Here is a 24588-nt window from a genome sequence, read left to right on the forward strand (position 1 = left end):
CGCGTTTATTGCCGTGTTTATGATTAATTGTCAGTAGCTAATTCGGCTATCTTAACAAAGGATTCTGAATCCAAACAAGCTTTTCCCACGAGAGCCCCATTTATTTGTGGAGATTGAAAGAGGCTTTTGGCATTTTCCTTGGTCACGCTCCCCCCGTAAATGATTCTGGTTTGATCGGGTTTGATGCCCCATTGCGTGGCAAGAAAGGACCTGATTTCTCCATGGACTTCGGTCGCCTGGTCGACAGTAGCCGCCTGGCCGGTTCCAATGGCCCAGACCGGTTCGTAGGCGATGGTGATCTCTGCTAGATCGTTTGATTCGAGACCCTTGAGGCCGTTTTGTAATTGATGTTGAATGACTGCCTGCGTTTTATTGGATTGGCGTTCTTCCAGACGTTCCCCGACACATAATATTGGTAACAGGGCATGGTGGAGGACGGCGTGGACTTTTTTGTTAATATCCTGGTCGGTTTCTCCGAAAATATGGCGTCGTTCGGAATGCCCAATAATGACATAGTGACAACCGACGTCCCGTAACATGGGTGGCGAAATTTCTCCGGTAAAGGCGCCTTCGTCATTTGCACAGGTATTTTGTGCGGCCAATTTGATTGGTGTGGAATTCAGCAGGCGTGAAGCTGCTGGCAACGAAATGAATGGGGGAGCGATTGCCAATTCTACCGAGGCCTGTGGTTGATGCATCCGGAGAATATCCTTCACCAGCGACTCGGCCTGGGAAATGGTCTTGTGCATTTTCCAATTGCCGACAATGAATCGACGCAACATGGAGACCTCTTAATTTTTGGAAGTAAAAAAAACGTGTCGCTGAGATCAAAAACGATCGGGTAAGGCTGCAAGCCCCGGCATATGCTTGCCTTCCAAAAGTTGGAGTGCGGCACCACCACCGGTGGAAATGAAGGACATACTTTCCGATTCTCCTGCTCGATACACGGCGAGAGCCGTATCCCCTCCTCCTACTATCGTCTTGGCATAGGCATTGGCCACAGAATGGGCCATTGCATAGGTCCCGCGGGAAAATGCATCCCGCTCAAAGACTCCCATGGGGCCATTCCACAAAATCGTTTTGGCGTTTTCGACCGCTTCGCTGAAAAGGCGTACTGAGGCCGGCCCGATGTCCATGCCATACCAGCCAGCGGGGATTTCCTGTACCGGGACAATTTTTGTTTCCGCTTCAGGATCGAGGCTTGCGGCCACGACACAATCCACGGGGAGATAAAATTTAATTTTTTGAGCCATCGCCTGTTCGTGAATGCGTTTGGCAAAATCCAGCATATCTTTTTCGACGAGAGATTGGCCGATCTCCAATCCCATGGCCTTGATAAAGGTAAAGGCCATGCCGCCACCGATGATGACTTTATCAACCACCTTGCCAAGATTTTCAATGACCCCGATTTTCCCAGAAACTTTTGCTCCTCCCAAAATGGCTACAAACGGACGAACGGGGTTCTCCACCGTGCCTTCCAAGGCTTCGACTTCCCGTTTCATCAGAAATCCTGCTGCGGATACTTTGACATATTTGGTGATGCCAACGGTTGAGGCATGAGACCGGTGGGCGGTTCCAAATGCGTCATTGATGTACACATCTGCCAATGAGGCCAATTGTGCTGAGAATTGGTCGTCGTTTTTTTCTTCTTCCGGATGAAAGCGCAGGTTTTCTAATACAACCACATCGCCGGGTTTGGCTTTATTGACGACCGCCTCAACTGCCGGCCCGATGCAATCGCCAACAAATTCGACCGGTTTATTCAACAGTCGCTGGAGCCGCTTGGCGACGGGAGCCAGGCTGAGCGACTGGTCGATGGTTCCCTTTGGGCGTCCTAAATGAGAGCAAAGAATGACGACAGCGTTTTCATCCACTGCACGGTTGATGGTTGGAAGGGCCGCCCGAATCCTGGAATCGTCAGTGATTTGGCAGGCTTCATCAAGTGGAACATTAAAATCCACGCGTATGAGTACGCGTTTGTTCCGAAGGTCAACCTGATCAATCGTTTGTTTTTTAAGGTGCTTCATGCCTTCCTTTCCCTTCCGGTGTTGATGGCTGCTTGTCGGGGGAAAGCCGGATGTTCCTTAATGAATGCGAATGTATCAATGTTGAGCAAGAACCTTGATCAGGTCGTGCAAGCGGCATGAATACCCCCATTCATTGTCATACCAGGCAAACACTTTGACGAGCCGTTTATCAATGACTGAAGTGAGAGGTGTGTCCACGGTGGCTGAGTATGAACACCCATTGAGATCACTTGAAACAATGGGAGCTTCAGAGACCTGCAAGTACCCTTTTAGCGAACTCTGAGCAGCTTGTTGAAAGGCCGCGTTCACCGTTTCCGCATCACAATCTCGTTCGACTTCAACAGAAAGATCAATGAGCGACACATTTGGAGTTGGCACTCGAATGGCTACGCCGTCAATTTTCCCTTTTAATTCCGGGATGACCAGGTACAAAGCTTTTGCCGCTCCGGTGGATGTGGGAATCATGGATAAATTGGCGGCCCGGGCTCGTCGTAAATCCTTATGAGGCAAATCAAGCAATTGTTGATCGTTGGTATAAGAATGGATGGTGGTCATGAACCCATGCCGGATGCCGAATTCCTGCAAAAGAACCTTCGAAACAGGAGCAAGACAATTCGTTGTACAAGAGGCGTTGGATATGATGGTATGTTGCTGAGAGTTGTAGTTGGAGTCATTCACTCCTAATACAATTGTGATATCCGGGTCTTTGGCGGGTGCTGAGATAATGACCCGTTTAGCTCCGGCGGATATGTGCAGTCCCGCTCCCTTTCGGTCGGTAAATCGACCGGTGGATTCAATGACGAAATCAATCTGGTGTTCTTTCCATGGCAAGGCCTGAGGGTCTTTGATGGCCAGGATCTGAATCTGTTTCCCATTGACTGTCAGAAAGTCCGGTCCACATTGGACATCGGCTTGAAATTTTCCATGAATCGAGTCATAGGTCAAAAGATGGGCCAAGGTTTTTGAGTCAGTCAGGTCATTGATGGCCACAATTTCGATGGCAGGATCATTGAAACAGGTCCGGAAAAAATTTCTTCCGATGCGACCAAACCCATTAATGGCAACGCGGATACTCATATTTTGATACACCTAACTAAATGAAAATAAGGGAATCTTCCATAGGCATAGGATCGTAATTTCACAATAGCATGAAGTCAAGAAAATATCACAAGGCTGGCTCAAGAAAATTCCCCGTTTTCCCTGGTTGTGAGGGCCATTATCCTTTGTGTAGTAGAGGAATTTTTCTTCGGAAGGTGCTCGCGGATTGGGCGATTTGAGATTGCTAGAGAATTTTCATGGCGGTTTTCACTTCCTGCATCGTCTCGTGCGCCACGTGAGAGGCGCGTTTTCGTCCTTCTTCGACCATTTCCTGCGTCTGTTCAGGATGTTGAAGGATGGTGGCCCGTTTGTCCCACATAGGTCCGTAGCGTTCCACCATGGCGTCGGCAACTTGTTGCTTACAATCGATGCATCCAATGGCGGCGGTGCGGCAATCCCGGTCAACCTGTTTGATGACGTCGGCAGATGAATAAATTTTGTGGAAGTCGAATACCGGACAGACATCGGGATTGCCCTTGTCGGTCCGGCGAACGCGTGCCGGATCCGTCACCATGGTTTTGAGCTTTTTTCGAACGACCGGCTCGGTATCGGAAAGATTGATCGTATTGCCGTAACTTTTGCTCATTTTTCGTCCGTCAGTACCCATGACTTTGGGAAACTGTGTGAGATGTTCCTTGGGTTCGGGAAACACGGGTGAATAGAGATTGTTGAATCGGCGTCCTATTTCCCGCGTGAGTTCTAAATGGGGAAGCTGATCCTTCCCGACCGGGACGATATCGGGTTTGTATAACAAAATGTCTGCGGCCTGTAGCACGGGATAGCCTAAAAACCCATAGGTGGAGAGATCTTTTTCTTTAATTTCGTCCTGTTTTTCCTTATAGGTAGGATTTCGCTCCAACCAGGGAACTGGCACAATCATAGAGAAAAGCAAGTGGAGAATAGCATGTTCGGGAATGCCGGATTGGACAAACACCGTCGCCCGATCCGGATCAATACCGGCTGCCAGCCAATCAATCAGTAATTCCTGTGTGAATTCTTTAATCCGGCTGGTGTCGGCATAATTCGTCGACATAGCATGCCAATCGGCCACAAAAAAATAACATTCGTATTGGGTTTGTAGGGATTTCCAATTTTCCAGCGCCCCAAGAAGATTGCCTAAATGCATGAGCCCGCTTGGTTGCATGCCGCTGAGCACTCGTGTGGTCATAGTCAGTATTCCGGTTCGAGTTAAGTGATAAATGTAGGTAAAAAGAGTCGCTGAAATATCTGAAACACCATTCCGATAAAGCTGCTTATTATGGGGATATACGAATTCAGCATCAGGAGCCCCAAAATAAGAAACATCCCATAGGGTTCCAAGTGGTTTAAGACTTCCGCAGATTTGACCGGGAGAAGACTTCGGAGAACCCGGCTCCCATCCAAGGGGGGAACCGGCAGAAGATTGAAGGAAAATAACACGATATTAATAATCATGGAAGACAAGGCCATGGCCGTGAGGGGCACCAGGATCATTCCGAGAAGATCCCTTCGTGGTTCAACTCCTGGCTGGGGAGGCCAATTGGCCTGGATCGTAGGGTCCAGATAGAGGAACAGGGAGAGCAGCAGGCTGCTGACAATGGCCAAGAATAAATTCATGAGTGGTCCGGCAGCGGCCACAAACGCCATGTCCCGTCTGGGGTTATGGAGTTGTGCGGGATTGACCGGAACGGGTTTGGCCCAACCAAAGACGAACCCTCCCGGAATCAGGGATAACATCAGTGGCACAATGATGCTTCCATAGAGGTCGATGTGCGGTAGGGGGTTGACGGTGAGTCGTCCCAGGTTTTTGGCAGTCTGGTCTCCAAAGAAATTTGCGACCCACCCATGGGCGCATTCGTGTAAGACCACCGCGGCCATGAGTGGTACCAGCATGAAAGAGAGGTTATAGAGAAAAGAGGAAAGGGAATCCATGTCGCTTAGTTGAGTTGGGTAAACGCCTTATTGTTGACCTGGAGTAGATAGAGCCTCCGGTTCAGAATACCAGCCGAACTAAAAGAGGCAAATCCGCTCAACGCCGGCAAGTCAGAGCGTCGCACAAGTTGGTCCCAGATCCCCTGTCCGGATTGAGCGCCATGGCGGATCGTTTCCATAATCATGGTTGCCGCATCATAGGCTTGAAAGGCAAAGAGGGATGGTTCTTTTTGGAACTGACTGCGATACCGCTGAACAAACATCTGAATGTTGGGATCAGGGCTGTTTGGGAAAAACCCATCGACAAAAATATGGCCGTCCAGGTCATGTTTGGCCCACCGAAACAACTCAGGATTATGCCAGCTATTTCCGCCTAAAATCGGCACATTCATGTCATAGAAAGCCAGTTGTGCGGCAATAAGGGCTAAGTGCACGGGCTGTCCTGGGACAAAGACGGCGTCAAAACCTGGGACATAGACTGCCCGATCCTCCCCGGTTCGGGTTTTTTCATTTTCCGTCGTGCCGTATGTGGCCAGATCTTTTTCCTTCAAGTGGCGTAATTGTTCACCAATATCGGTCTGGTCGTCGGCATACCCTTCAGAGGCAATAATTTCCCCGCCGGAGTGCAACACTTCCTTAGCGAACATATCAGCCATTTCACGTCCATACGCTGTTTTGGGATAAATAATGCCAAAGCGATGATATCCAAGCTTGAGAATGGCATATTCTACCAGGCGTTTGGCTTGGACGGATGAGGTCATGGCGGTACTAAACCAAAATGATCCAAACTGACGCACGTTCAAGAGTGTGGAAGAAGGGGTGACAAATGGGATGGCATTTTCATCAGGGAGTCGGCCGAGTTCCTGTATCTCACGGGATAACAAGGGGCCCACAACGGCAACCGGCTGAAATTCTTCAAGCATTTGTTGTATCTCGACGCGTAACGGGGCGGTGAGGGTCGTGGTGTCTTTGACGACCAGTCCAACCGAGGTCAGGCCCCATTGTTCCTTGGCGATTTCGAGGGCGAGACGAATGCCGTTTAACGAATCTGTGCCATAGTTTTTCATTGGACCGGAAAAAGGCAAGGCGGCGGCTACAATATGAGAGTGGAATTTGATTTTGCTGATAAATGATTGCAGGAGGGCCATCGCAGTTTGAGCATACGGGTGGGTGGGAAAGCGTTTGAGAAATCCCCGGATATCCCGTTCGGCCAGGACCTCATCTCCGTGGGCGGTATGCAGCTCAATCAATCTGATGGTCGCGATATCACCTGGATAGCGGGAGGCATAACTTTCTACCAGTTCCTGGAGGGCGGGTTCATCTAACTGTTGCAAAATCAGGGATTGAGCGAGGCCTTCTAATTCGAGCCGTTCTGTTTGATCGGCCAGACTCATTTCATTTAATAAAGCTTTTACGGCGCCCAGCGGATTGTGATTGGCTAACTCGGTTTGACGGATCAATTGAAATATTGACCGGCGTAGGTCGAGCTCAGTGGCATAGTCCAGTGCCTGATACAATTGATCCAGGGCAGGGCGATAGTCTTCTAACTCAATATAGAGCTCGGCCATCAAAACACGAGCGGGGTTCGTGGAACGCGAAAAGGGAAATTCTTCCAGAAGTTGCTTTAAAACTGTAAGGGCATCAGTCGGCTGATGATCATGTTTCAGTGCGGTTGCTTGTAAAAGATAGGCCTCTTCCAGGATTTCTGGAGGAGGGAAGGAATCAATCAGCTGTTCGAGAGTCGTGATGGCGGCTGCAGGATTATCTGCTTCCAGCTCCAATCTTGCCTGATCCAGAAGAGGGGAAATGGATGCTTGTTGGGCAAATGCCAGGTTGGTGCCTCCGCCCATGAAGGGCCACCATCCCTGGTCTAACAAGGATCCCAAGCTCCCCAGTACGAGAGACAATAGGATTCGTGGCAGATATTTGAATAAGACAGTCGTCAAAGGGAATTTACCTAAACGTTTTGGCAATGGACGGGAATGTCCGTATGGAAACAGGCCTGCACCCGGATAAATTTGTGAGTGGATTATTCAAGAGCAGAATACGGTGACGACAACACTTTTCTTGTTTAGTATATCAGGAAATTCTCTTACCAAAATAGAAGAACATGAGAAAATCTCCCGACCGGGACCAGGACCGGCGAGATCATCAAAAAATTTGAAGTTCTTCCATAATCATAGATGAGGGTGACATCAAGGGCTGATGAGGGAATTCGTCGATCGCTATCTCACCATGTTGCAAGTAGAGCAGGGCTATGCCGTGAATACGGTTGAGAGTTATCGACGGGACCTCAGAAAGCTGGAGGGTTTTTTTCGAACACACGATATTGCCGATCCTACACATCTTTCCAAGCCGTTGTGGTTTCAATTCTTAAGCAGTTTGAAAGGCGAAGGCCTCTCCTCCTCCTCAATTGCCAGGTGCCTGGCTTCTGTCCGGGGATTTTATAAATCAATTGAGCGGGGAAAGGACGATCCGACTTTTGACGGCATGTTGAAAGGGACCCCAAAGCAATGGAGTCAATTGCCGAAATTGTTGTCCGAGGCGGAGGTGACCAGATTGCTCAATTTGCCTATCATGGCTACCAGGGAGGATTCTCGTGATGCCGCCATGGTGGAATTATTGTATGCCACGGGTCTTCGGGTGTCTGAACTCATCAATCTGGAAATGGCGCATCTCAATCTGGATGTCGGATTTTTACAGGCGACCGGCAAGCGGGACAAACAGCGAATCGTTCCGATCGGAGATAAGGCACGCCAATTGGTCTCGGCCTATTTGCAGTCTTCCCGCCCTGCCTTTGTCAAAAAGCGAACATCTTCGGCGTTATTTCTCACCAGGCTGGGTCGGGCCATGAGCCGGCAATGTTTTTGGAAAATCCTCAAGGATCGCACGGCTCGCGCAGGCATCACCAAGCCCATTTCGCCTCATATGCTCCGTCACTCGTTTGCCACGCATTTATTGGATCATGGGGCCGATCTTCGTTCGGTCCAAATGATGCTCGGCCATGCCAGCATTGCCACGACCCAAATCTATACCCATGTTGAGCAGGCCCGTCTCAAAAAGGTTCACGACCAATATTTTCCCCGAAAACAACGTACCAGGGTCATTGATGCTCCCAACGGCTCTGAGTCTTGAGCAGGGTTAACCTCCATGCAGTTTTTTCGTTATTATGCCAAGGCACGTAAGCTTTCCTCTATCCAAAAAGAATAGAGGGAACCTTTGAGTTTGTATTCCATAGGTTGGCATATAGATGGATCGTAGGTATCCAAATTTGCAATTGGAAAAAGGCCTGTGGCAGGCTAGCATCGAGTTTAATTTATAAAATTTGGAGGGGTTGGTTATGAAGTATCGGAAGCAGGTGCATTATGTGAAAGGGGTATTTGCCTGCCCCAAATGTCATCAACATTTTGTGCAAGAGAAGTGGTTGGAGGAGTTTCGGGTGCGGTGTCATAAGTGTGATTATCGAGGGGCATTAACCCATGTATCGGTGGAAGAGCAAATAGACGAGGAAATTGAACGACGATAGACAAGATTGAATTCCTGGTAGATAGGTTCTTTAGGTGAATATAGTCGGTGCCATTCTTGCCATTCAATGCTCCTCATGAAGGTGTTTCGGGAAAATATCCTTTGGGTGTCTGTGTTTGCCGTTGTTTGGTGGTGTGGGTGTGTGCAAGTTTTCGCTCAACCTTCATCTCCCCATACACCTCCGCAAGCTAGCCATGGGCTTCAGGTTTTAGTGACCTATCATTCCCTTTCCGGTCATACAGCCGAGATGGCCAAGGCCGTGAAAAAAGGTGCTGAATCGGTTAAGGGAACCACCGTACTCCTGAAAACCGTAGGACAGGTAACAGCCGATGAATTGTTTGGCAGCGATGCGGTCATAGTAGGTTCGCCTGTCTATTGGTCCAACATGTCGGGTGAAGTCAAATCTTTTTTTGACCGGTGGCAGTTTGAATTTGGCGTGTTTCCTGAATGGAAAATGCGCGATAAAGTGGGAGCGGCGTTTGCCACGGGTGGACAGGTATCCAGCGGGAAAGAGGTGACGATGTTGACCATCCTGGCAGCCATGCTCGGGAACAAAATGATTGTGGTGAGCGACGGAGGAGCGTTTGGCGCTTCAGCGACGACGGAAGGCGACAGCCCTGGGATTAATGATGTGGAGCGGGCCGATGCCTGGGCCTTGGGGAAGCGTGTGGCTGAAGTGGCGGGGATGATCAAGCGAGGACAGTCGCTTCCAGGTCAACCATGAAAGACATTCAATGAGTACGTTGCCGGGAAGCACAGATGAAAAATGGGTCATTTATTGGGAGCGGGAGTATTCCACCGCCTTTGCCCCTGAACGACTTAAGCTTGATTTTCATCCCCATCGTCCGTTGATGACCAACATGCCCTTGTCTGAGCAGCGGGAGGTTGCGGCCAGCGGATATAAGGTCATCCCGGATGATTGTGGGCCGGTTCGCTTCGCAGGGCAATATGGGTGGTTGATTCGTTCGCCGACGGATTGTCGTATTCGAAAAAAAGGGAGTGGATTTGAATGGCAGTCTCCGCCTATTCGACCGGAGGAGCAGCTTTTGGGCTACAAATCGTTTTCAGGAATGTATATTGATACGATTTTGAATAGTGGATTCCCCAAGCTCTATTGCGGGATTCGTTTTTATTACCCCATGGAACTTGGCATGATGATGAAGGATCTTCCTAATCATTTTTATTATTTCCCAAAGCGAACCTTTTCCATCTGGGAAGGGATTAAAACGCAGGAATATAAAGTGACACCGGATGATTTTCTTCCTGGCTACGCAGCCTTTGTCACGAATTTTCTGATCCAATTGGATTCATCTACCGAGGAGCCTACCACGATATTGCGTGGGGATCCCATTGGTCTTGTCGTACCGGTTTTGCTCCCCAAGCATTTTACCTTACAAGAGTTGAAGCGCACCCCCTGATAGAACCTCAACGCTTAATGCACGCCCAATCTCCGGTCTGAGAACACCACTTTCCTTGTCCAGAAGATAGCCTAAATTCGAATAAAGATGTGGCGTGAATCATCTTGTATTCCGGTTTCAATTCTGTGCCGGGAACCCGCTTTGAGTGAAAGACACATGGGAGTCGTAATGTGGGAGATTGCAGAAGCCTGTCCACCGTTAATGAAATAATAGGATGGATGTGAACCTTGGTCACCCTCAGAAGGATTTGATTATTCGCCAATGGCAGGAACTTGCTCAAGCCTGTCCAGATGGAGAAAGTCAGGCTCGCCTGGCGATGCTGTGGGACCACATCAGTCGATTCCCGGTCAGGCAGGCGGCGTCCGCCTATGCCGAGATTGAGACAGCATATTTTCTCGCACAAGCGGGTTTTTCAGTGGCATTTTTAGAGGCGTCTGGTGGGCGAACGGCGGACTTGGAGTGTTATGAAGGCACACATCGTTTTTTTGTGGAAGTCACGGTCATTCAATCGACCCAAGGGGCCACTCGGAAATCACCTGCCGTGCGTCTACAGCCTCATCAGATTTTAGAATCTTCTGATGAGTTTTTTGAACAGGCTTTAGTCAAGCGGTTGTTGTCGCGTATGGCCGAAAAAGCCAGACAATTAGAACGGTATTGTGCCCCGGTGTTGCTAGCAGTCAGTGTGCCCGATTTACCATGGGGGAAAGGGCGTCCCCAGGACATCCCTCCCTTGGATCTTCAGCGATTAGCCGCGATGTTAGTTGGCGTGGTCGTGGATGTCCCTCAGTTCAGTGCTATCCTCCTGACCTTATGGAAGGCACCGGCGCAGGAATTACGCAATCCCATTCGTATTCGCCAGGTCACGTGGGTCACCCGACCACCAGGGAATCCACGCGATCCTCGAATTCGATTGTTGGCCGTGAACCCGGTTGCTCGATATCGCCTTAGTGCTCGAGAACTGAAGAGTATTCAGGAAGAGATGTGAACCCGAGTTGGGTAAAAGGATTGGGACAGGTGGGAGCGGTTAGGATGAAGGGAGTGACGCTTTGAGTGCTTCGAGGTTTTTAATGACGAGGAGATCGCCATTCTTGGTTGCCACGGTGATGCCTTCGGTGCATATGGTCTGGCACTTCTCAAATTCGCGTGTCTGGTGAAGTGATTGAGCCAGCGCATAATAGGCAGCTGAATACTCGGGTTTCACCAGTATACATTGCTCCAGGGCGGGAATGGCCTCTTTCCAATTTTCGTCGCTCATGTAGGCTTTCCCCAGGCCGAACCACATGGTTTCGTCCTTCGGGTCCATTTGGAGTACTTTCTTAAATTGTTCGATCTTAGGATTGGCCATGGCGTAAATTCCAAGGAGATAAGATAATGACAGACAGTGAACGAAAACCAGCCTATCATGCGGGTGTATTCGTTGTCTAAGCCATTCCCCTATGCTAGGATCTTTTTTGTTTTTCCCTCCTGCCTGTCACTAGGCGCAGGGTTTATTGCCGGTATCGGCAATCAAGTTTTTCCCCTTTGCATGATTTCCTTTTCACGTTTGGGAGTTCTGTAGCATGGGACGTGTTGGATACGTTTCTCATCCGGCCTATGAGCTCCATGAAATGGGCAGAAGCCATCCGGAGTCCCCTGAGCGGCTTCGTGCGATACGCGCGCAATTAGAGCATTCGGGAACGTGGTCCCGGCTGCATCAGGTCGCACCACGACAGGCGGAGCGGAAATGGATTGAACTCGTCCATGATTCGTACTATGTGGAGAGTCTTGAACGACGTTCTCCCTCAGATGGCTATGCCTCCCTAGATCCTGATACGTCGATGTGTCCGGGTACGATGGAGGCTGCCTATCTGGCAGTTGGCGCGGGGTTGGCGGCGGTGGATGCGATTATGAATGACGACATTGACCAGGCGTTTTGCGCCGTGCGGCCTCCTGGGCATCATGCCGAGGCGGATCGAGCGATGGGGTTTTGTTTCCTGAATACCATCGCGATTACCGCCCGTTATCTTCAGCAACAGTATGGCCTACAGAAGATCATGATTGTGGATTGGGATGTGCATCATGGCAACGGCACCCAACAGGCCTTCTATGATGATCCTACCGTCCTGTTTTTTAGTACGCACCAGTCCCCGTTTTATCCCGGAACGGGTCAGGCGACGGAAACGGGAGAAGGTCAAGGAAAAGGTCTGACCATCAATGTTCCCCTCTCAGGAGGCCAGGGAGATGAGGAGTATCGGGAAATATTCCAGGAAATCCTGATTCCAGCCGCTGACCACTTTCAACCTGAATGCATTCTGATTTCTGCGGGGTTTGACGCTCATCGTGATGATCCGTTGGCGAGTATGAGCGTAACGGAGCAAGGCTATGCCGACATGACCACGATTGTCTCGAAGATTGCTAGGAAATTTGCCGGTGGACGAATCGTGGCATGTTTAGAGGGCGGTTATCAGCTCAAGGCATTGGCGCAATCGGTAGACCGCCATCTTCAATCTCTGTTGGATAATTGACGTGCTGAAATCAAAACGATCATGGAAAGCAAAAGCCTGGCTGTTGCTCCTGTTGGTGCTGGGGGCAGGGATCTATATCTTTTATACGGAAATTCGTCCCGTCGTTATTTTCGGATTACGGGAGGATTACGCGAAACCCATTCCCTATCAGCAGATTCCAGTGGGATTGCAGAGCTTAAAGGCGGAGGAATGTGGAAGTTGTCATGTCGAAATCTACGAAGAGTGGAAATCCAGTATTCATGCCCAAGCCTTTCATGATCCGTTTTTTCAAGCCTATTGGAAAAAAGATGACAATGTTTGGGTCTGTTTGAATTGCCATACGCCATTGGAGAATCAGCAACCGACTCTTATTCAAGACCTGCCCCGTGAACGAGTCGAAAAAGCCGTGCAAATTCCGAATTACCGGTACGATGCGGAATATCAACAAGAAGGTGTGACGTGCGCGGCCTGCCATGTTCGGGATGGGATGATTCTCGGGCCGTATGACGATTCGGCGGCGCCTCATCCCACAAAATTTGATCCATCCTTCAGAACGACCCAAGTCTGCTATCGCTGCCATAATGTCGTTTCGGGTCCCATGCAATTTTACAATGCGGGGCCTTGTGGCACCTATCCCGAGTATGAAGGCAAGTTTTTTATGAAGGAAAAGGGACTGATTTGTCAGAGTTGTCATATGCCTGAAGTCGAGCGGCCGGTTGCCAAGGATAGCCCTATTCGTTTCGGTCGCCGGCATCTCTGGCGAGGAGGCCATGATCCGGACATGGTCAAGCGAGCGGTCGCTGTCCAAGTTCAGGCAGAACCTCCCACCCCCCGACCTGGTGACGATGTCAAATTGACGCTGACGCTCATTAATGCAGGAGCTGGACACAAAATCCCGACCGGGGACCCTGATCGGTTCTTTACTGTTGAATTTACCGTGCGTGATCCGAACGGCACGGTGGTGCATGAGCAATCTGATACCATGGGCCGTTGGATCCTCTGGCAGCCGGTGATTGTGGAAGTCTTAGATAACCGACTATTACCGCTGGCCAGCCGGGATTATTCCTTTGAATATGAAATCCCGGAAAATGAAAAAGGGTGGATGGTTCAGGCGCGGATTCGGTATCATATTCAGACCGATAGTCAGAATCAGATGTTGAGAAATAAATATGGGCTGACGGGTGAAGATCCATATGTTTTTACGATCTATGAACGGGAGTTCCCATTGGATGCGACCCTGTCTGCGGCTTTACAGGATCAAGAACCCGATCCTCAGGTAGGGTGCATGGCACCATCCGATAGCCTTGTTCCTCATCATCCGGCAAATACCTCTTCACTTCATTCATAAAGGGAAAGCACTGTGGCTGAAAATTTTTTCATTGATACCGAATCATTAGCACAAAACCTGGGGCGTGAAGGCTTAGTCATTATTGATGTGCGTGGACGCGGAGCGTATACCTCTCATATCCCCGGTGCGGTTCATAGCACCTGGCATGAGTACAGCGATCCATCGGCCGTGGCAAAGGGGGTCTTAGATCCCGACCTAGGGAGGATTGAACAGCGCCTTCGATCGCTGGGTATCAACCAGTCCAGCGACGTGGTCATTTATTGTAACCCCTTTGATAATTGGGGTGATGAGGGGCGCATGTTTTGGATGTTGACCTATTTGGGACATGCCAGCGTTCGAATTCTGGACGGTGGGTGGGTTAAGTGGACGGCAGAGCAGCGTCCCATTGACCATGAAGCGGTTAGACCAACGCTTGGTGATTTTACTGTCACTGCCAATCCGGAACTCATTGTGAATAAAGATGGGTTAAAAAAACTGCTCAAAACACCTCACCCGGATACCATAATTCTTGATGCCAGAAGCGTCGAGGAATATGCGGGGAAGGAAATCGATGGGTTGCCTCGGGCCGGTCATATTCCTTCTGCCATCAATATCCCGTGGAATCGGTTTTTACAGCCGGATGCCACGGTGAAACCTCCCGAGCAGGTCAGGGAAATATTTGAAGATCACGGGCTACGGGACAATCAGGAAATCATGACGTATTGCCTGGGTGGCGTTCGGGCGGCTTGGGTGTTTTGTTTGCTTCGATACGTCGGGTTTCCACGGGTGAAAGTCTATCCAGGATCGTGGTGGGAATGGTCCCGGGATTTCGCGGCACCGGCGGAAAAAGACGTGAAGTTATTATTTCGGGTCACCAATCAGGATCAAATGAAATCATCTTGATCTTGTGTATGAGGAATGAGAGGATAACTTAATCTCTCAGTTCAATTTCTATTTACTTTTTCAAGGAGGTCAGGGATGAGAAAGCAAGTGGTTAAGAAGGCAATTGGCATCATCGCCATACTCGGGATTCTGGTTGCAGGGGCGTGGGGGTCTGTCGCGCTTGCAGGAGCCAACCCACATGTAGCTGAAGCGATTGCTCATGCCGAGGGTGCCGTGAAACATGGCGAGCAGGGACATGCTGATGCGTTGGTTGAGCATGCTCAAGAAGCTTTGACCCACGCCCAGGGTGCTCAAAAAGACGTGAAGAATCCTCATTTAGATGAAGGTGTTCACGAACTCATGGAAGCGGTGGAGCATGGCAAAGCTGGACATGCCGATGTCGGGACCAAGCATGCGAAAAGTGCAGTGATGCATTTGAAAGAGGTTAAGTAATCATAAAGGCTTAATCTGATAAAAAAGCGGGTAGAGTCCACCTCTGCCCGCTTTTTTTGTGGGGTGGTGATGTCAACGATCAGTGGAGGGTTTTTCCAATTTTCTCCTGTGTTTGCAGAAGTGCAACGCAATTTGGAGACAATCCTGAATGCCATCCATACCTTTGAGGGACAGCTTCTTGTGTTTCCCGAACTTGCCCTCTCGGGATATCAATTCATTTCCAAGGACGAAGTCCGGGAGCTGTCAGAAGATATTCCTTCTGGTCCCTCCATCAAAGCCTTGGAAGAGGCCATTCGAGGACGAGATCTGCATGTGGTGGTCGGATTGGCTGAACGAGACCATGACCGGTTATTTAATTCGGCAGTACTGATTGGGCCCAAGGGGTATATCGGGACCTATCGGAAAACCCATTTGTTTTTTGAGGAAACTCTCTGGTTTGCTCCTGGAGATACGGGATTTCTTGTCTGGGATATTGGAAGGGCCAAGGTTGGTCTTCTCGTCTGTTTTGATTGGTTTTTTCCAGAAGCCGCAAGAAGTCTGGCCATCAAGGGCGCCGATATTCTTTGCCACCCCAGCAATTTGGTGTTGCCCTATTGCCCGGATGCCATGGTGACAAGATGTTTAGAAAACAGGGTGTTTGCCATAACAGCCAATCGAGTCGGCAGGGAACAGCGTGGGGAAAAACCGGCATTGCCATTTATTGGCATGAGTGAGATTGTGGCCCCCAATGGAAGAATTTTATGTCGATCTTCCCAAAAGAACGAGGAGCTTGGTCTGTATGAGATGGATGTGGCGGAAGCTCGGGACAAACGAATCAATCCCTATAATGATTTGCTCAAAGACCGACGTCCTGAATGGTATGTCTTATAAGCCGCAAGTTGCGGAATTTAAAGGCCAGGGCGGTGGCCTGGCTTGACATAACCGCGAGGATGACATAAATCCTGAAATAGGGGTGTAAACCCAAGAACCAGATTATGGTCAGGAAGAGCTTTAATCAAGAATGAATCGTTCTATTGGTAGGGATGAGGAGGATATTATGAACAGGTGGGTGGTCATTTCGATTGTGCTTCTGATGGGATTGTCCGGGTGTATGGTTTCGAAGTCGAAATATGAGGCTTCGGTGGCAGATATGGAGTCGGCCAAAGCGGAGTTGGAAAAAAGCCGGATGCATCAGGAAGCCCTTGAAGAACAAATACGCAATTTAAAGGGATTGAACGAGAAAGTTTCTACGGATTTAGAGACCATGACCACCGAGGTGCAACGGATTAAAGAAGGGCGAAAGAATGAGCACACCTTATTGGAAACACGTGAACGGGAGTTAGATCAGGAGAAAGAGCAACTCACCTCAAAATTGCGGGTGGTCGTGGACCAATATCAAAAAGTGAAAGCGCAAAATAAAGCTCTCAAAGAGACTGTGTTGCGCTATCAGAAGGAATTAAAAGATACCCGTGAGTCTTCCATCGGGATGGCTGCTGGCGCGATGAAGCCCTCGGAAAACCCAGATATGTCCAAAAGCGGAATTTCCCCGTCAGGGGCTAGTCCGATCGTTTCGTCCAAGCCACCCTCGGCCAAAATTGTGTCTTCTCCAACACTTCCCAAAATGGGAGGGGATTTAGTCAATATTAATAAGGCTCCCGTGAGTGACCTGGTGTTGACGCTAGGGTTAACCCGTGAAGTAGCCGAGGAAGTAGTTTCAAACCGGCCTTATCGGCTTCGTGGCGAACTTGTGGCGAAAAATATTATTCCCAAGGCCACATTTGACGGAATCAAGGACCGTATCACGGCTTCTCCGTAATAGGCCCAATTGGCGTGGTTGGTAAGCTCATAAACCCCACAAGATTGGCTTCAAGCTACGATGGGAGGGATTGTGGAATAAGTAGATACTGACTGGAGTCAGCATAGCATTCCTCAACAAGGGGAACTTCATCAACAGAGATGGAGTTCCCCATTTTTATGTGCCTGGTCTTATGACATTTTCGCAGTAGTGGAGCCATCCGTCAGGCAGCGATCTTCGATGATCTGGCCATCCTGCAGTTGAATCAGCCGGTCAGTTTGAAGGGAGAGTTTTTCGTTGTGGGTCACAATCACGAAGGCAGTCCCATGCGTGTGATTGAGTTTTCGTAAAAGCGCAAATAACTCATCACCGGTATGTGTATCGAGATTGCCTGTCGGTTCATCAGCCAACACCAGGTCAGGGTGCCGGATCAAGGCTCTAGCTACAGCGACACGTTGCTGCTCTCCTCCGGATAATTCCCCTGGTTTATGATGCAGGCGGTGAGAGAGTCCCACTTCAGATAGGAGAGATTTTGCCGCGTCCATGGCCTGCTGTTTGGGAATTTTTTGAATGAGCGCTGGAAGGTAGGTGTTTTCCAACGCGGTAAATTCCGGCAGAAGGTGATGAAATTGAAAGACAAATCCTATGGATCGATTCCGGAATCCCGCTAACGCCGTTTCGCTGACCCGGAACATATTCTTGCCTTCAAACAGGACCTCTCCGCTGGTCGGGCGATCCAATGTCCCCATAATATGGAGCAACGTACTTTTCCCTGCTCCTGATGCTCCGACAATCGACACCATTTCCTTTCGCGCTAAGGTCATGGTAATGCCGTTGAGGACATGCACCGTTTGCTTGCCCATCTGAAATGAGCGACAAAGATTGTCAATGGAGACCAATGGCACTTGGGGAGTGAACTCTGGGGCGATGGGGTTATTCATAACGTAGTGCGCTGACTGGATCTAGCTTCGCCGCTTGCCATGAGGGATAGAACGTGGCGGCAAAACTGATGAGGATGGCCGAAGTGGCGACCAACAGCACATCCAAGGGCAGGATATGAACGGGAATTCGGGATATGTAATAGACGGAAGCGTCGAAGGTCCAATAATTCTGAATGAGCCACAAAAAGGTATAGCCGAGAGGGACCCCGATGCCTGTTCCCACGATACCGATCACCAAGCCGTTTAGCATGAAAATCCGCATGATGGCTCCTGGCGTGGCGCCCATGGCTTTGAGGATGGCAATTTCACGTTGTTTCTCGTTGACGATCATCGTCAAGGTTCCCACGATATTGAACGACGCGACCAGGGTGATTAAGACGAGCAGAAGAAACATCATGGTCTTTTCGAGTTTCAATGCCGAAAACAAATTGCGATTTAATTGCATCCAATCACGGGCAATGAAGGTGGAACCGAGTGTGGCTTCCAGGCGTTGGGCAATCTGCTGCGCCAAAAATACATCGTTGACTTTGACTTGAATCCCTGTCACCGTTTCACCGAGATTGAAAAATTTCTGGGCTTCTTCCAGGCTGATATACGATAACGACGAATCATATTCGAACATGCCGGATTCGAACACACCGACAACGGCATAGGGTCGAATCTTCGGTGTCATGGTTAACGAAGTCATGGGGCCGACAGGGGACACGACGTTGATGGTATCGCCGATAAACACGCCAAGCCGAAAGGCCAGCTCCTTGCCCAAAATAATTCCGGGAGGATTGGAGGGCGCAGGAGTGGGATTGTCCTGGTCAGAATTGGGAGATGTCGATGTGAGTGGAGTAACTGGGCGAGTCAGGTCAGCCAAATCCCCGAATTTCATGTTCGTTTGTAAATCGGTCACGAGTGTTTCCTGCGAGGGCTGAATGCCTCGAAGGATGATCCCCTGCACGGCTGTTTTGGAGGTGACGAGCACTTGTTTGAAAATAAACGGGGCAGCCGCTACTACATCGGGGACAGCTTCAATCTGACCGACCAGGTCCGCATAGCCTTTCATGTCATTGCTGCCACGTTCCTGGACGATCACATGCGCGGTCGTGCCAAGAATTTTCGATTGGAGATCCTCCTTAAAGCCGGTCATGATGCCAAGCGTGCCAATGAGTGCTGCGACACCAAGAGTGATCCCGGTGATGGAGATAAACGTGTTCAGCGAAATCGTTCGTTGCCGACGCTTGGCCCGAAGATACCGCAGCCCGACTAATATCTCATACGGGAGAGTCACAAAGGCCGATCCGGTCGAAGTTGCGGAAAGAGAATGACATCGCGGATCGAGGCCTGATTGGTGAGGAGCATGACGAGTCGATCAATCCCGATACCTTCCCCTGCGGTGGGAGGCATGCCATATTCGAGGGCCCGAATAAAATCCTCATCCAGATAATGGGCTTCGTCGTCTCCCGCATCCCGCAAGGCCACCTGGGCTTCAAAGCGTTGTCGCTGGTCTAACGGATCGTTTAACTCCGAAAATCCATTCGCTAATTCCCGTCCACCGATAAAGAGTTCAAAGCGGTCTGTCAGGGCCGGGTTGGATTCCTTTTTTCTGGCCAAGGGGGAAATTTCGATAGGGAAATCGGTAATGAATGTTGGTTGAATCAATGTTGGCTCGACAGTGGCTTCAAAGAGGTTGACGAGAATGTCGACGTGGCTGGCTTGCGGAGCACAATCAACACCTAACCGTTTTGCCGCGTCCACGGCTTTCTTGTGGTCGGACAAGACCTCAAGGTCTAACTGGTTGACCTCTACGATCGAGTCCAAATAGGGGAGGCGACGCCAGGGGGGCGCCAGGTAAATGCTTTGCCCCTGGTAATCTACCGTCGGACCTCCGCATACTTCCAGACTCAAGGTGTGAAACAACTGTTCGGTCAGGTCCATCAGATCATGATAATCCGCATAGGCCTGATAAAATTCCAACATGGTAAATTCCGGATTGTGTATGGTGGAAATGCCTTCATTGCGGAAATTTCGGTTAATTTCAAAGACGCGCCGGAATCCCCCGACAATGAGGCGCTTGAGGTATAACTCGGGTGCCACACGCAAATATAAGTCCACGTCGAGGGTATTATGATGAGTCACAAACGGGCGTGCTGTGGCTCCGCCAGGGATGGAATGCATCATCGGCGTTTCCACCTCGAGGTATTCTCGTTCCGTGAGAAACGAACGAATGGTATTGATGATTCGACTGCGCGTGCGGAATACCTGGTGCACCGATGGATTGGCAATCAAATCCACATAGCGTTGCCGATACCGGGTTTCGATGTCGGTGAGTCCATGCCATTTTTCCGGAAGGGGCCGCAGTCCTTTCGTGAGAAAGGTGAGAGTATGGACTTCCACCGTGAGTTCGTCGGTTTTGGTGCGGAATAACTTGCCTTCCACTCCGATCCAATCCCCTAAATCAAACGACTGGGAAAGTTCGTAGGACTGATCCCCAAGCAGATCTTTCTTAAGATAGACCTGGAGACGATGGCCTTCTTCCTGTAAGGCCGCGAAGGCGGCTTTGCCAAAACGGCGCATGGCCACAATGCGTCCGGCCACTGTGCACGAAATCGGGGTGCCTTCGAGCTCTTCTTTGGTCGAGTTCGTATAGGATTGAAGAATGGTTTCAAGCGTGTGGGTGGTGGGAAAACGTGTACCAAAGGGACGGAGGCCACCATCCTGAAGCGCGTGGAGTTTTTCCAGCCGTTGTTGTCGTTGTTCGTTTAATTCTTCCATAACTTACATGGCTCTACTGATTCATGAAGGTGAACATTCTCTTATATTCCTCTGGTGAGGTTCGACCACTCATATGTTGAGGAAAGGCCAAATGATTGAAATATTTAACAACCCCTCGATGGTTGTCTAGCCAGCCTATGGAGCGCGAATATGTTCGGTGGTGAATCATGAAGGCGGAGTATCGGATGTGGATGCTGTTAATTGGCCGGCATGTGTGAAGCTTTCGAGGCCTTCATCGTTAAGTACGCTTCAATGAAAGAGTCCAGCGCTCCATCCATGACCGCAGCGACATTTCCTGACTCATGGTTGGTCCGGTGGTCCTTAACCATTTGATACGGTTGGAACACATAGGAGCGAATTTGGCTACCCCAGGCAATATCTTTCTTTTCCCCGACAATATTTTGAAATTCAGCGTCCTTCTTTTGTTGTTCCAGCTCATACAGCTTGGCTTTTAACACCCGCATGGCGCCGATCCGGTTTTGCAATTGCGACCGTTCATTTTGGCATTGCACCACGGTTCCTGTGGGAAGATGGGTCATGCGAATAGCCGTTTCCACCTTGTTCACATTTTGCCCGCCGGCGCCGCCCGCGCGGAAGGTATCGATTTTCAGATCCTTATCGTCAATTTCAATTTCAATATCGTCGTCCAATTCCGGAAAAACCCCCACTGCGGCGAATGAGGTATGTCGACGCTTGTTGGCGTCAAAGGGGGAGATCCGAACCAGCCGGTGCACTCCAGCCTCTGAATGCAGATATCCATAGGCCAATGGACCGCCAATGGCCAAGGTTACGCTTTTGATCCCGGCTTCATCGCCTGGTTGCAGATCGATGGTTTCCACTTTGTATCCGCGTTCCTGTGCCCATCGAAGATACATGCGCATGAGCATCTGTGCCCAGTCCTGGGATTCGGTTCCCCCTGCTCCGGGATTAATGCTGAGAATGGCATTATTCTGGTCATGTTCGTCCGATAACAGTTGTTCCAAGCGCCAGGCTTCCAGCGTGGCCTCAATGTCCTTCATGCCCTTGCTCCACTCGACTTCCAGTTCCGGATCGCCCTGTTGGCCAATCAGATCAAGAATGGCGAGAAGGTCATCCCGTTGCTGGTCGAGTTGGTGAAGGCGTGCGAGTTGGCGTTCGATCTCGGATTGACGTCGTCCGGCCTTGGCGGCCTGACGGGGGTTGTTCCAAAAATCCGGTTGGGAGGTCTCCCGCTCGAGTTCTTCCAGTTCAGTTATTAGCCGGGGAACGTCAAAGATACCTCCGGAATTCCAGAATGGTGTCGTTGATTTTTTCCATTCGAATGCGAATATCTTCAAGCATGGGCAGCACTCCTCTCGTGGTTATATCGGTGAAGACCGTGGTTTGCGCGTGGAAAGCGGTGTGGTAAACCGACACCAAGTAAACAAAATACCAGCCATTATAACACAACCCCAACTAAAGACATCCCCAAATTGCGTATAAAAGGTGGGTGATGAGGAACGGAGTGGCACTAATCCCATCACCGCCTGTTCTGAGAAAATTGATGTCTGGGAAAGGATGAGTCCGTCCGGGGCAATGAAGCCGGAAATGCCGGTATTGGCTGATCTGGCAAAGGCCAAATGATTTTCCACGGCACGAAAGACGACCATGCCGAAATGTTGATACGGCGCAGCAGAATCCCCGAACCAGGCATCATTGGTAATCGTGACGAGGAAATTGGCACCCTCCTGGGCCATCCGGCGAACCAGATCAGGAAAAATCACCTCGAAACAAATAGCCACTCCGAATCTCGGACCACTATCGGGGGGCACCGTTGGGACTTGCATGGTCATGACTCCCTGGCCGGATTTGAAGTCGCCGATCCCCACCACGAGTTTATCCAGAAAAAAGAGAATTGACCGCAAGGGAATGTATTCCCCAAAGGGCACCAGATGCCGCTTATCATACCGGTCTGAGACCCGACCTTCAGCCGTCACCAGAAAGGCACTGTTATACAAATACGGCCGGCCGTCTTGTTGAAATCGAAGCGTGGGGCTGCCAAATAGCAATGAGCTGTGCGTATCTTTTGCAATATCAAGGACCTGGCTCTGATAGGCGGGTTCCCGCTCGAAGAGAAACGGTGTGGCCGCTTCCGGCCAAATGAGCAGATCGGTATTCTTTCCGGCTTGTTGGCTGAGTAAGGTGTAGCGTCGGAGTGTCTCATCCCGGTAGGCCTCGTTCCATTTGACGGCTTGATCAATATTGGCTTGGACCAACCCAATCGACAGCGTGCGTGCCGAGGCGTCAAGGTTGGCTTGTTCCTGCATCCGCCAGGCTCCATAGGCCAAAACGAGACTCAGCGCGCAGCCAAAGCCTGCTACGGACACCCATGGTCCGGGAAGGGGCAAGCCACGTGTTTTGGCGTAAATCCACAAGAGGAGGGAGGTTAGCGCAACATTTCCCATGACGAGTAAAAATGACACGCCATAGACTCCCGTCACGTCGGCAAATTGAATAACCGCAAGCCATTGGTATTGGGAATAGCCCAAGAGCGCCCAGGGAAACCCGCTTAACGCATAGGTTCGCACAAATTCCAAGGCGACCCACAAGGCGGGGGCTCCCAGCCACAAGAGGTTGGGACACGTGCGTTGGAACTTGGCATATCCCCAGCCATAGATGCCCATGTATAGGCCAAGATAAGCAGCCAAAAGGAGCATCAACAGGGCACTTACGATGAACGGCACTTGACCAAATTGATGCATGGCCGTGATGACCCATGTCACGGTTCCCGCAAAGGCGATGGTTCCCGCCAGCCATCCGTAAAACAACGCCCGTCTTGGCGGGAGGTCATGAATGATCATGTGGAGGGGAATCAACACCAACCAGGCCAGCCAACCGAGATCAAAGGGCGGGAAGCTCAGAGGATGAAGGATACCGATGAAGGCGAGAGCGAAAAAAAGGGCCCCTGCCCTGCGAGACGGAAAGGAAAAAGGTGGAATGGTCTGCCCCACGTCAAAAGGAACCCACGGTGGTTTTCAGGGGCGAGCCCTGCTGTCGTATCAGGTGCGGGCGTATGGTCAATCCGGAATGGTACCCAGGAATCAGTTGAGATTTCGGTTGGAAAGGAAAGAAGTAATGATGACAGTCGAATTGGTGAATACGAGTCAGGGCTACAAGAACACCAAATGGGACATACCGTTCACCTCGCATGAACGGCCCTAGGACCGACTAGACGGCTTTTTGGACCAATCCGGACCGCAGGCAACGGGTACAGACTTTGATTCGTTGGGCGGCACCTTTCACCAGCGCACGTACCGTTCGAAGATTTGGGCGAAAAATTCGTTTTGTGCGATTATTCGCGTGGCTGACATTGTTTCCCACTAAGCGGTTTTTTCCGCACACGTCACATGAAAAAGCCATGGTCTTCTCCCTGGATATTTAAAATGACCGAATTGTCGATTAGAGTCTGTTTGTTACCACAGGTGCCATTGTACACACAAGTACCCGAATATCAAAAACAGTTCTGTAGATGCAGACCAGATTACCTTTCACGATCTTTTTTGCAGAAACCAATAATATTTGACACCCATGCCTTTAGGTGACTTGAGTGAAGCCAATACAAATTCCCGTGATTTTCCACTCACCATCTATCGCCTATTCGGAGAGGAAAAAGGTTACCAAATTCCGTATAGACTCCGCTGTTGCTGGTCATCGGGATCGGGCACTTGGCGACGACCATTGGAATCGCCATGGCAAGCCCCACACATTCGCCAAAAATGTTCATCTAGCCTGCATAAGGGTTCAATCCCTGTGCCAGGCAGTAGGCATGGGTGGGAGCCACGCAGAGCATGTTGCGGCGATGGATACTCCCTCAAGTGCCGAAAAAGTTGGTATGACGATCCTGTCTTTTGTGTGCTTACCGATCGGTGTCGCCTTGGCGTTCAGCTTGCGGGGCTAACGGCCTGATCAAAACTTCAGTGTGCTGCTGCGGTCTTTTAAAAAAAGTACGCTCCTTTTCTTAGACCGCC

The 24588-nt window shown here is 50.2% G+C and carries 25 protein-coding genes; 12 read left to right on the top strand and 13 right to left on the bottom strand.

Annotation, left to right across the window (positions count from 1 at the left end; translation table 11 throughout):
• Nucleotides 1-23: 23 nt before the first annotated feature.
• The 6 genes from tpiA to ACWHYD_RS03525 all read right to left on the bottom strand — a co-directional run bounded on the left by tpiA (nt 24) and on the right by ACWHYD_RS03525 (nt 6982).
• On the bottom strand, nt 24-782 hold the full coding sequence (gene tpiA / locus ACWHYD_RS03500) for a triose-phosphate isomerase (RefSeq protein ID WP_447964534.1): 759 nt from the start codon (nt 780-782) through the stop codon (nt 24-26).
• Between the two features lie 45 nt (nt 783-827).
• Nucleotides 828-2027, bottom strand: coding sequence for a phosphoglycerate kinase (locus tag ACWHYD_RS03505; protein ID WP_447964535.1), 1200 nt, complete (start codon nt 2025-2027; stop codon nt 828-830).
• Between the two features lie 75 nt (nt 2028-2102).
• Nucleotides 2103-3104, bottom strand: coding sequence for a type I glyceraldehyde-3-phosphate dehydrogenase (gene gap / locus ACWHYD_RS03510; protein ID WP_447964536.1), 1002 nt, complete (start codon nt 3102-3104; stop codon nt 2103-2105).
• A 205-nt stretch (nt 3105-3309) separates the two neighbouring features.
• Nucleotides 3310-4293: a tryptophan--tRNA ligase gene (gene trpS / locus ACWHYD_RS03515; RefSeq protein ID WP_447964537.1), complete on the bottom strand. Its 984-nt coding sequence runs from the start codon at nt 4291-4293 to the stop codon at nt 3310-3312.
• A 20-nt stretch (nt 4294-4313) separates the two neighbouring features.
• Entirely contained in the window at nt 4314-4997 is a 684-nt protein-coding gene (locus tag ACWHYD_RS03520; protein ID WP_447964538.1) for a site-2 protease family protein, read from the bottom strand.
• A 44-nt stretch (nt 4998-5041) separates the two neighbouring features.
• Nucleotides 5042-6982, bottom strand: a complete 1941-nt coding sequence (locus tag ACWHYD_RS03525) for a penicillin-binding protein activator (RefSeq protein ID WP_447964539.1) — start codon at nt 6980-6982, stop codon at nt 5042-5044.
• A gap of 259 nt (nt 6983-7241) precedes the next feature.
• Here ACWHYD_RS03525 and xerD point away from each other — a divergent pair, with 259 nt between their 5' ends.
• The 5 genes from xerD to ACWHYD_RS03550 all read left to right on the top strand — a co-directional run bounded on the left by xerD (nt 7242) and on the right by ACWHYD_RS03550 (nt 10964).
• Complete coding sequence (gene xerD, locus ACWHYD_RS03530) at nt 7242-8171, top strand: site-specific tyrosine recombinase XerD (RefSeq protein WP_447964540.1); 930 nt, start codon at nt 7242-7244, stop codon at nt 8169-8171.
• A 205-nt stretch (nt 8172-8376) separates the two neighbouring features.
• Nucleotides 8377-8562, top strand: a complete 186-nt coding sequence (locus ACWHYD_RS03535) for a hypothetical protein (protein ID WP_312744377.1) — start codon at nt 8377-8379, stop codon at nt 8560-8562.
• Between the two features lie 75 nt (nt 8563-8637).
• Complete coding sequence (locus tag ACWHYD_RS03540; RefSeq protein ID WP_447964541.1) at nt 8638-9285, top strand: flavodoxin family protein; 648 nt, start codon at nt 8638-8640, stop codon at nt 9283-9285.
• A 10-nt stretch (nt 9286-9295) separates the two neighbouring features.
• Nucleotides 9296-9979 carry a hypothetical protein gene (locus ACWHYD_RS03545; RefSeq protein ID WP_447964542.1) on the top strand — a complete coding sequence of 228 codons (684 nt, stop codon included), beginning with the start codon at nt 9296-9298 and terminating at the stop codon, nt 9977-9979.
• Nucleotides 9980-10193: 214 nt separating this feature from the next.
• Complete coding sequence (locus ACWHYD_RS03550) at nt 10194-10964, top strand: hypothetical protein (protein WP_447964543.1); 771 nt, start codon at nt 10194-10196, stop codon at nt 10962-10964.
• Between the two features lie 39 nt (nt 10965-11003).
• On the opposite strand, the gene ACWHYD_RS03555 is transcribed toward ACWHYD_RS03550, so the two are convergent.
• Complete coding sequence (locus ACWHYD_RS03555) at nt 11004-11324, bottom strand: tetratricopeptide repeat protein (RefSeq protein WP_447964544.1); 321 nt, start codon at nt 11322-11324, stop codon at nt 11004-11006.
• A gap of 214 nt (nt 11325-11538) precedes the next feature.
• Between ACWHYD_RS03555 and ACWHYD_RS03560 the strand changes: the two genes are divergently transcribed.
• The 6 genes from ACWHYD_RS03560 to ACWHYD_RS03585 all read left to right on the top strand — a co-directional run bounded on the left by ACWHYD_RS03560 (nt 11539) and on the right by ACWHYD_RS03585 (nt 16919).
• Nucleotides 11539-12483 carry a histone deacetylase family protein gene (locus tag ACWHYD_RS03560; RefSeq protein WP_447964545.1) on the top strand — a complete coding sequence of 315 codons (945 nt, stop codon included), beginning with the start codon at nt 11539-11541 and terminating at the stop codon, nt 12481-12483.
• 1 nt (nt 12484) lies between these two features.
• Nucleotides 12485-13810 carry a hypothetical protein gene (locus tag ACWHYD_RS03565; RefSeq protein WP_447964546.1) on the top strand — a complete coding sequence of 442 codons (1326 nt, stop codon included), beginning with the start codon at nt 12485-12487 and terminating at the stop codon, nt 13808-13810.
• A 12-nt stretch (nt 13811-13822) separates the two neighbouring features.
• Nucleotides 13823-14692 carry a sulfurtransferase gene (locus ACWHYD_RS03570; RefSeq protein WP_447964547.1) on the top strand — a complete coding sequence of 290 codons (870 nt, stop codon included), beginning with the start codon at nt 13823-13825 and terminating at the stop codon, nt 14690-14692.
• 75 nt (nt 14693-14767) lie between these two features.
• On the top strand, nt 14768-15124 hold the full coding sequence (gene smbP, locus ACWHYD_RS03575) for a small metal-binding protein SmbP (RefSeq protein WP_447964548.1): 357 nt from the start codon (nt 14768-14770) through the stop codon (nt 15122-15124).
• 69 nt (nt 15125-15193) lie between these two features.
• On the top strand, nt 15194-15994 hold the full coding sequence (locus ACWHYD_RS03580; RefSeq protein WP_447964549.1) for a nitrilase-related carbon-nitrogen hydrolase: 801 nt from the start codon (nt 15194-15196) through the stop codon (nt 15992-15994).
• Nucleotides 15995-16160: 166 nt separating this feature from the next.
• On the top strand, nt 16161-16919 hold the full coding sequence (locus ACWHYD_RS03585) for a helix-hairpin-helix domain-containing protein (RefSeq protein ID WP_447964550.1): 759 nt from the start codon (nt 16161-16163) through the stop codon (nt 16917-16919).
• 170 nt (nt 16920-17089) lie between these two features.
• Here the strand turns inward: ACWHYD_RS03585 and ACWHYD_RS03590 are convergent, their stop codons facing one another.
• The 6 genes from ACWHYD_RS03590 to rpmB form a co-directional block, all read right to left on the bottom strand.
• A complete protein-coding gene (locus tag ACWHYD_RS03590) occupies nt 17090-17839 on the bottom strand; it encodes an ABC transporter ATP-binding protein (protein ID WP_447964551.1) in 750 nt (249 codons plus the stop codon).
• Nucleotides 17832-19118 (bottom strand): FtsX-like permease family protein, encoded by a 1287-nt coding sequence (locus tag ACWHYD_RS03595; RefSeq protein WP_447964552.1) that lies wholly within the window; start codon nt 19116-19118, stop codon nt 17832-17834. The genes ACWHYD_RS03590 and ACWHYD_RS03595 overlap by 8 nt, the downstream gene beginning before the upstream one ends.
• Nucleotides 19115-20602 (bottom strand): lysine--tRNA ligase, encoded by a 1488-nt coding sequence (lysS, locus tag ACWHYD_RS03600; RefSeq protein ID WP_447964553.1) that lies wholly within the window; start codon nt 20600-20602, stop codon nt 19115-19117. Before lysS ends, ACWHYD_RS03595 begins: the two co-directional genes overlap by 4 nt.
• A gap of 197 nt (nt 20603-20799) precedes the next feature.
• Nucleotides 20800-21922 (bottom strand): peptide chain release factor 2 gene (gene prfB / locus ACWHYD_RS03605; protein ID WP_447964554.1). Its coding sequence is split into 2 segments (ribosomal slippage): nt 20800-21852 and nt 21854-21922, totalling 1122 coding nucleotides; the frame shifts between segments, so codons are not numbered across the junction.
• A 20-nt stretch (nt 21923-21942) separates the two neighbouring features.
• Nucleotides 21943-23571: an apolipoprotein N-acyltransferase gene (lnt, locus tag ACWHYD_RS03610; RefSeq protein WP_447964555.1), complete on the bottom strand. Its 1629-nt coding sequence runs from the start codon at nt 23569-23571 to the stop codon at nt 21943-21945.
• Nucleotides 23572-23788: 217 nt separating this feature from the next.
• Nucleotides 23789-23980 carry a 50S ribosomal protein L28 gene (rpmB, locus tag ACWHYD_RS03615; protein WP_312646448.1) on the bottom strand — a complete coding sequence of 64 codons (192 nt, stop codon included), beginning with the start codon at nt 23978-23980 and terminating at the stop codon, nt 23789-23791.
• A gap of 187 nt (nt 23981-24167) precedes the next feature.
• On the opposite strand from rpmB, the gene ACWHYD_RS03620 reads away from it, so the two are divergent.
• Complete coding sequence (locus ACWHYD_RS03620; protein WP_447964556.1) at nt 24168-24518, top strand: hypothetical protein; 351 nt, start codon at nt 24168-24170, stop codon at nt 24516-24518.
• Nucleotides 24519-24588 lie beyond the last annotated feature (70 nt).

The organism is Nitrospira sp. Ecomares 2.1, from assembly GCF_965152585.1.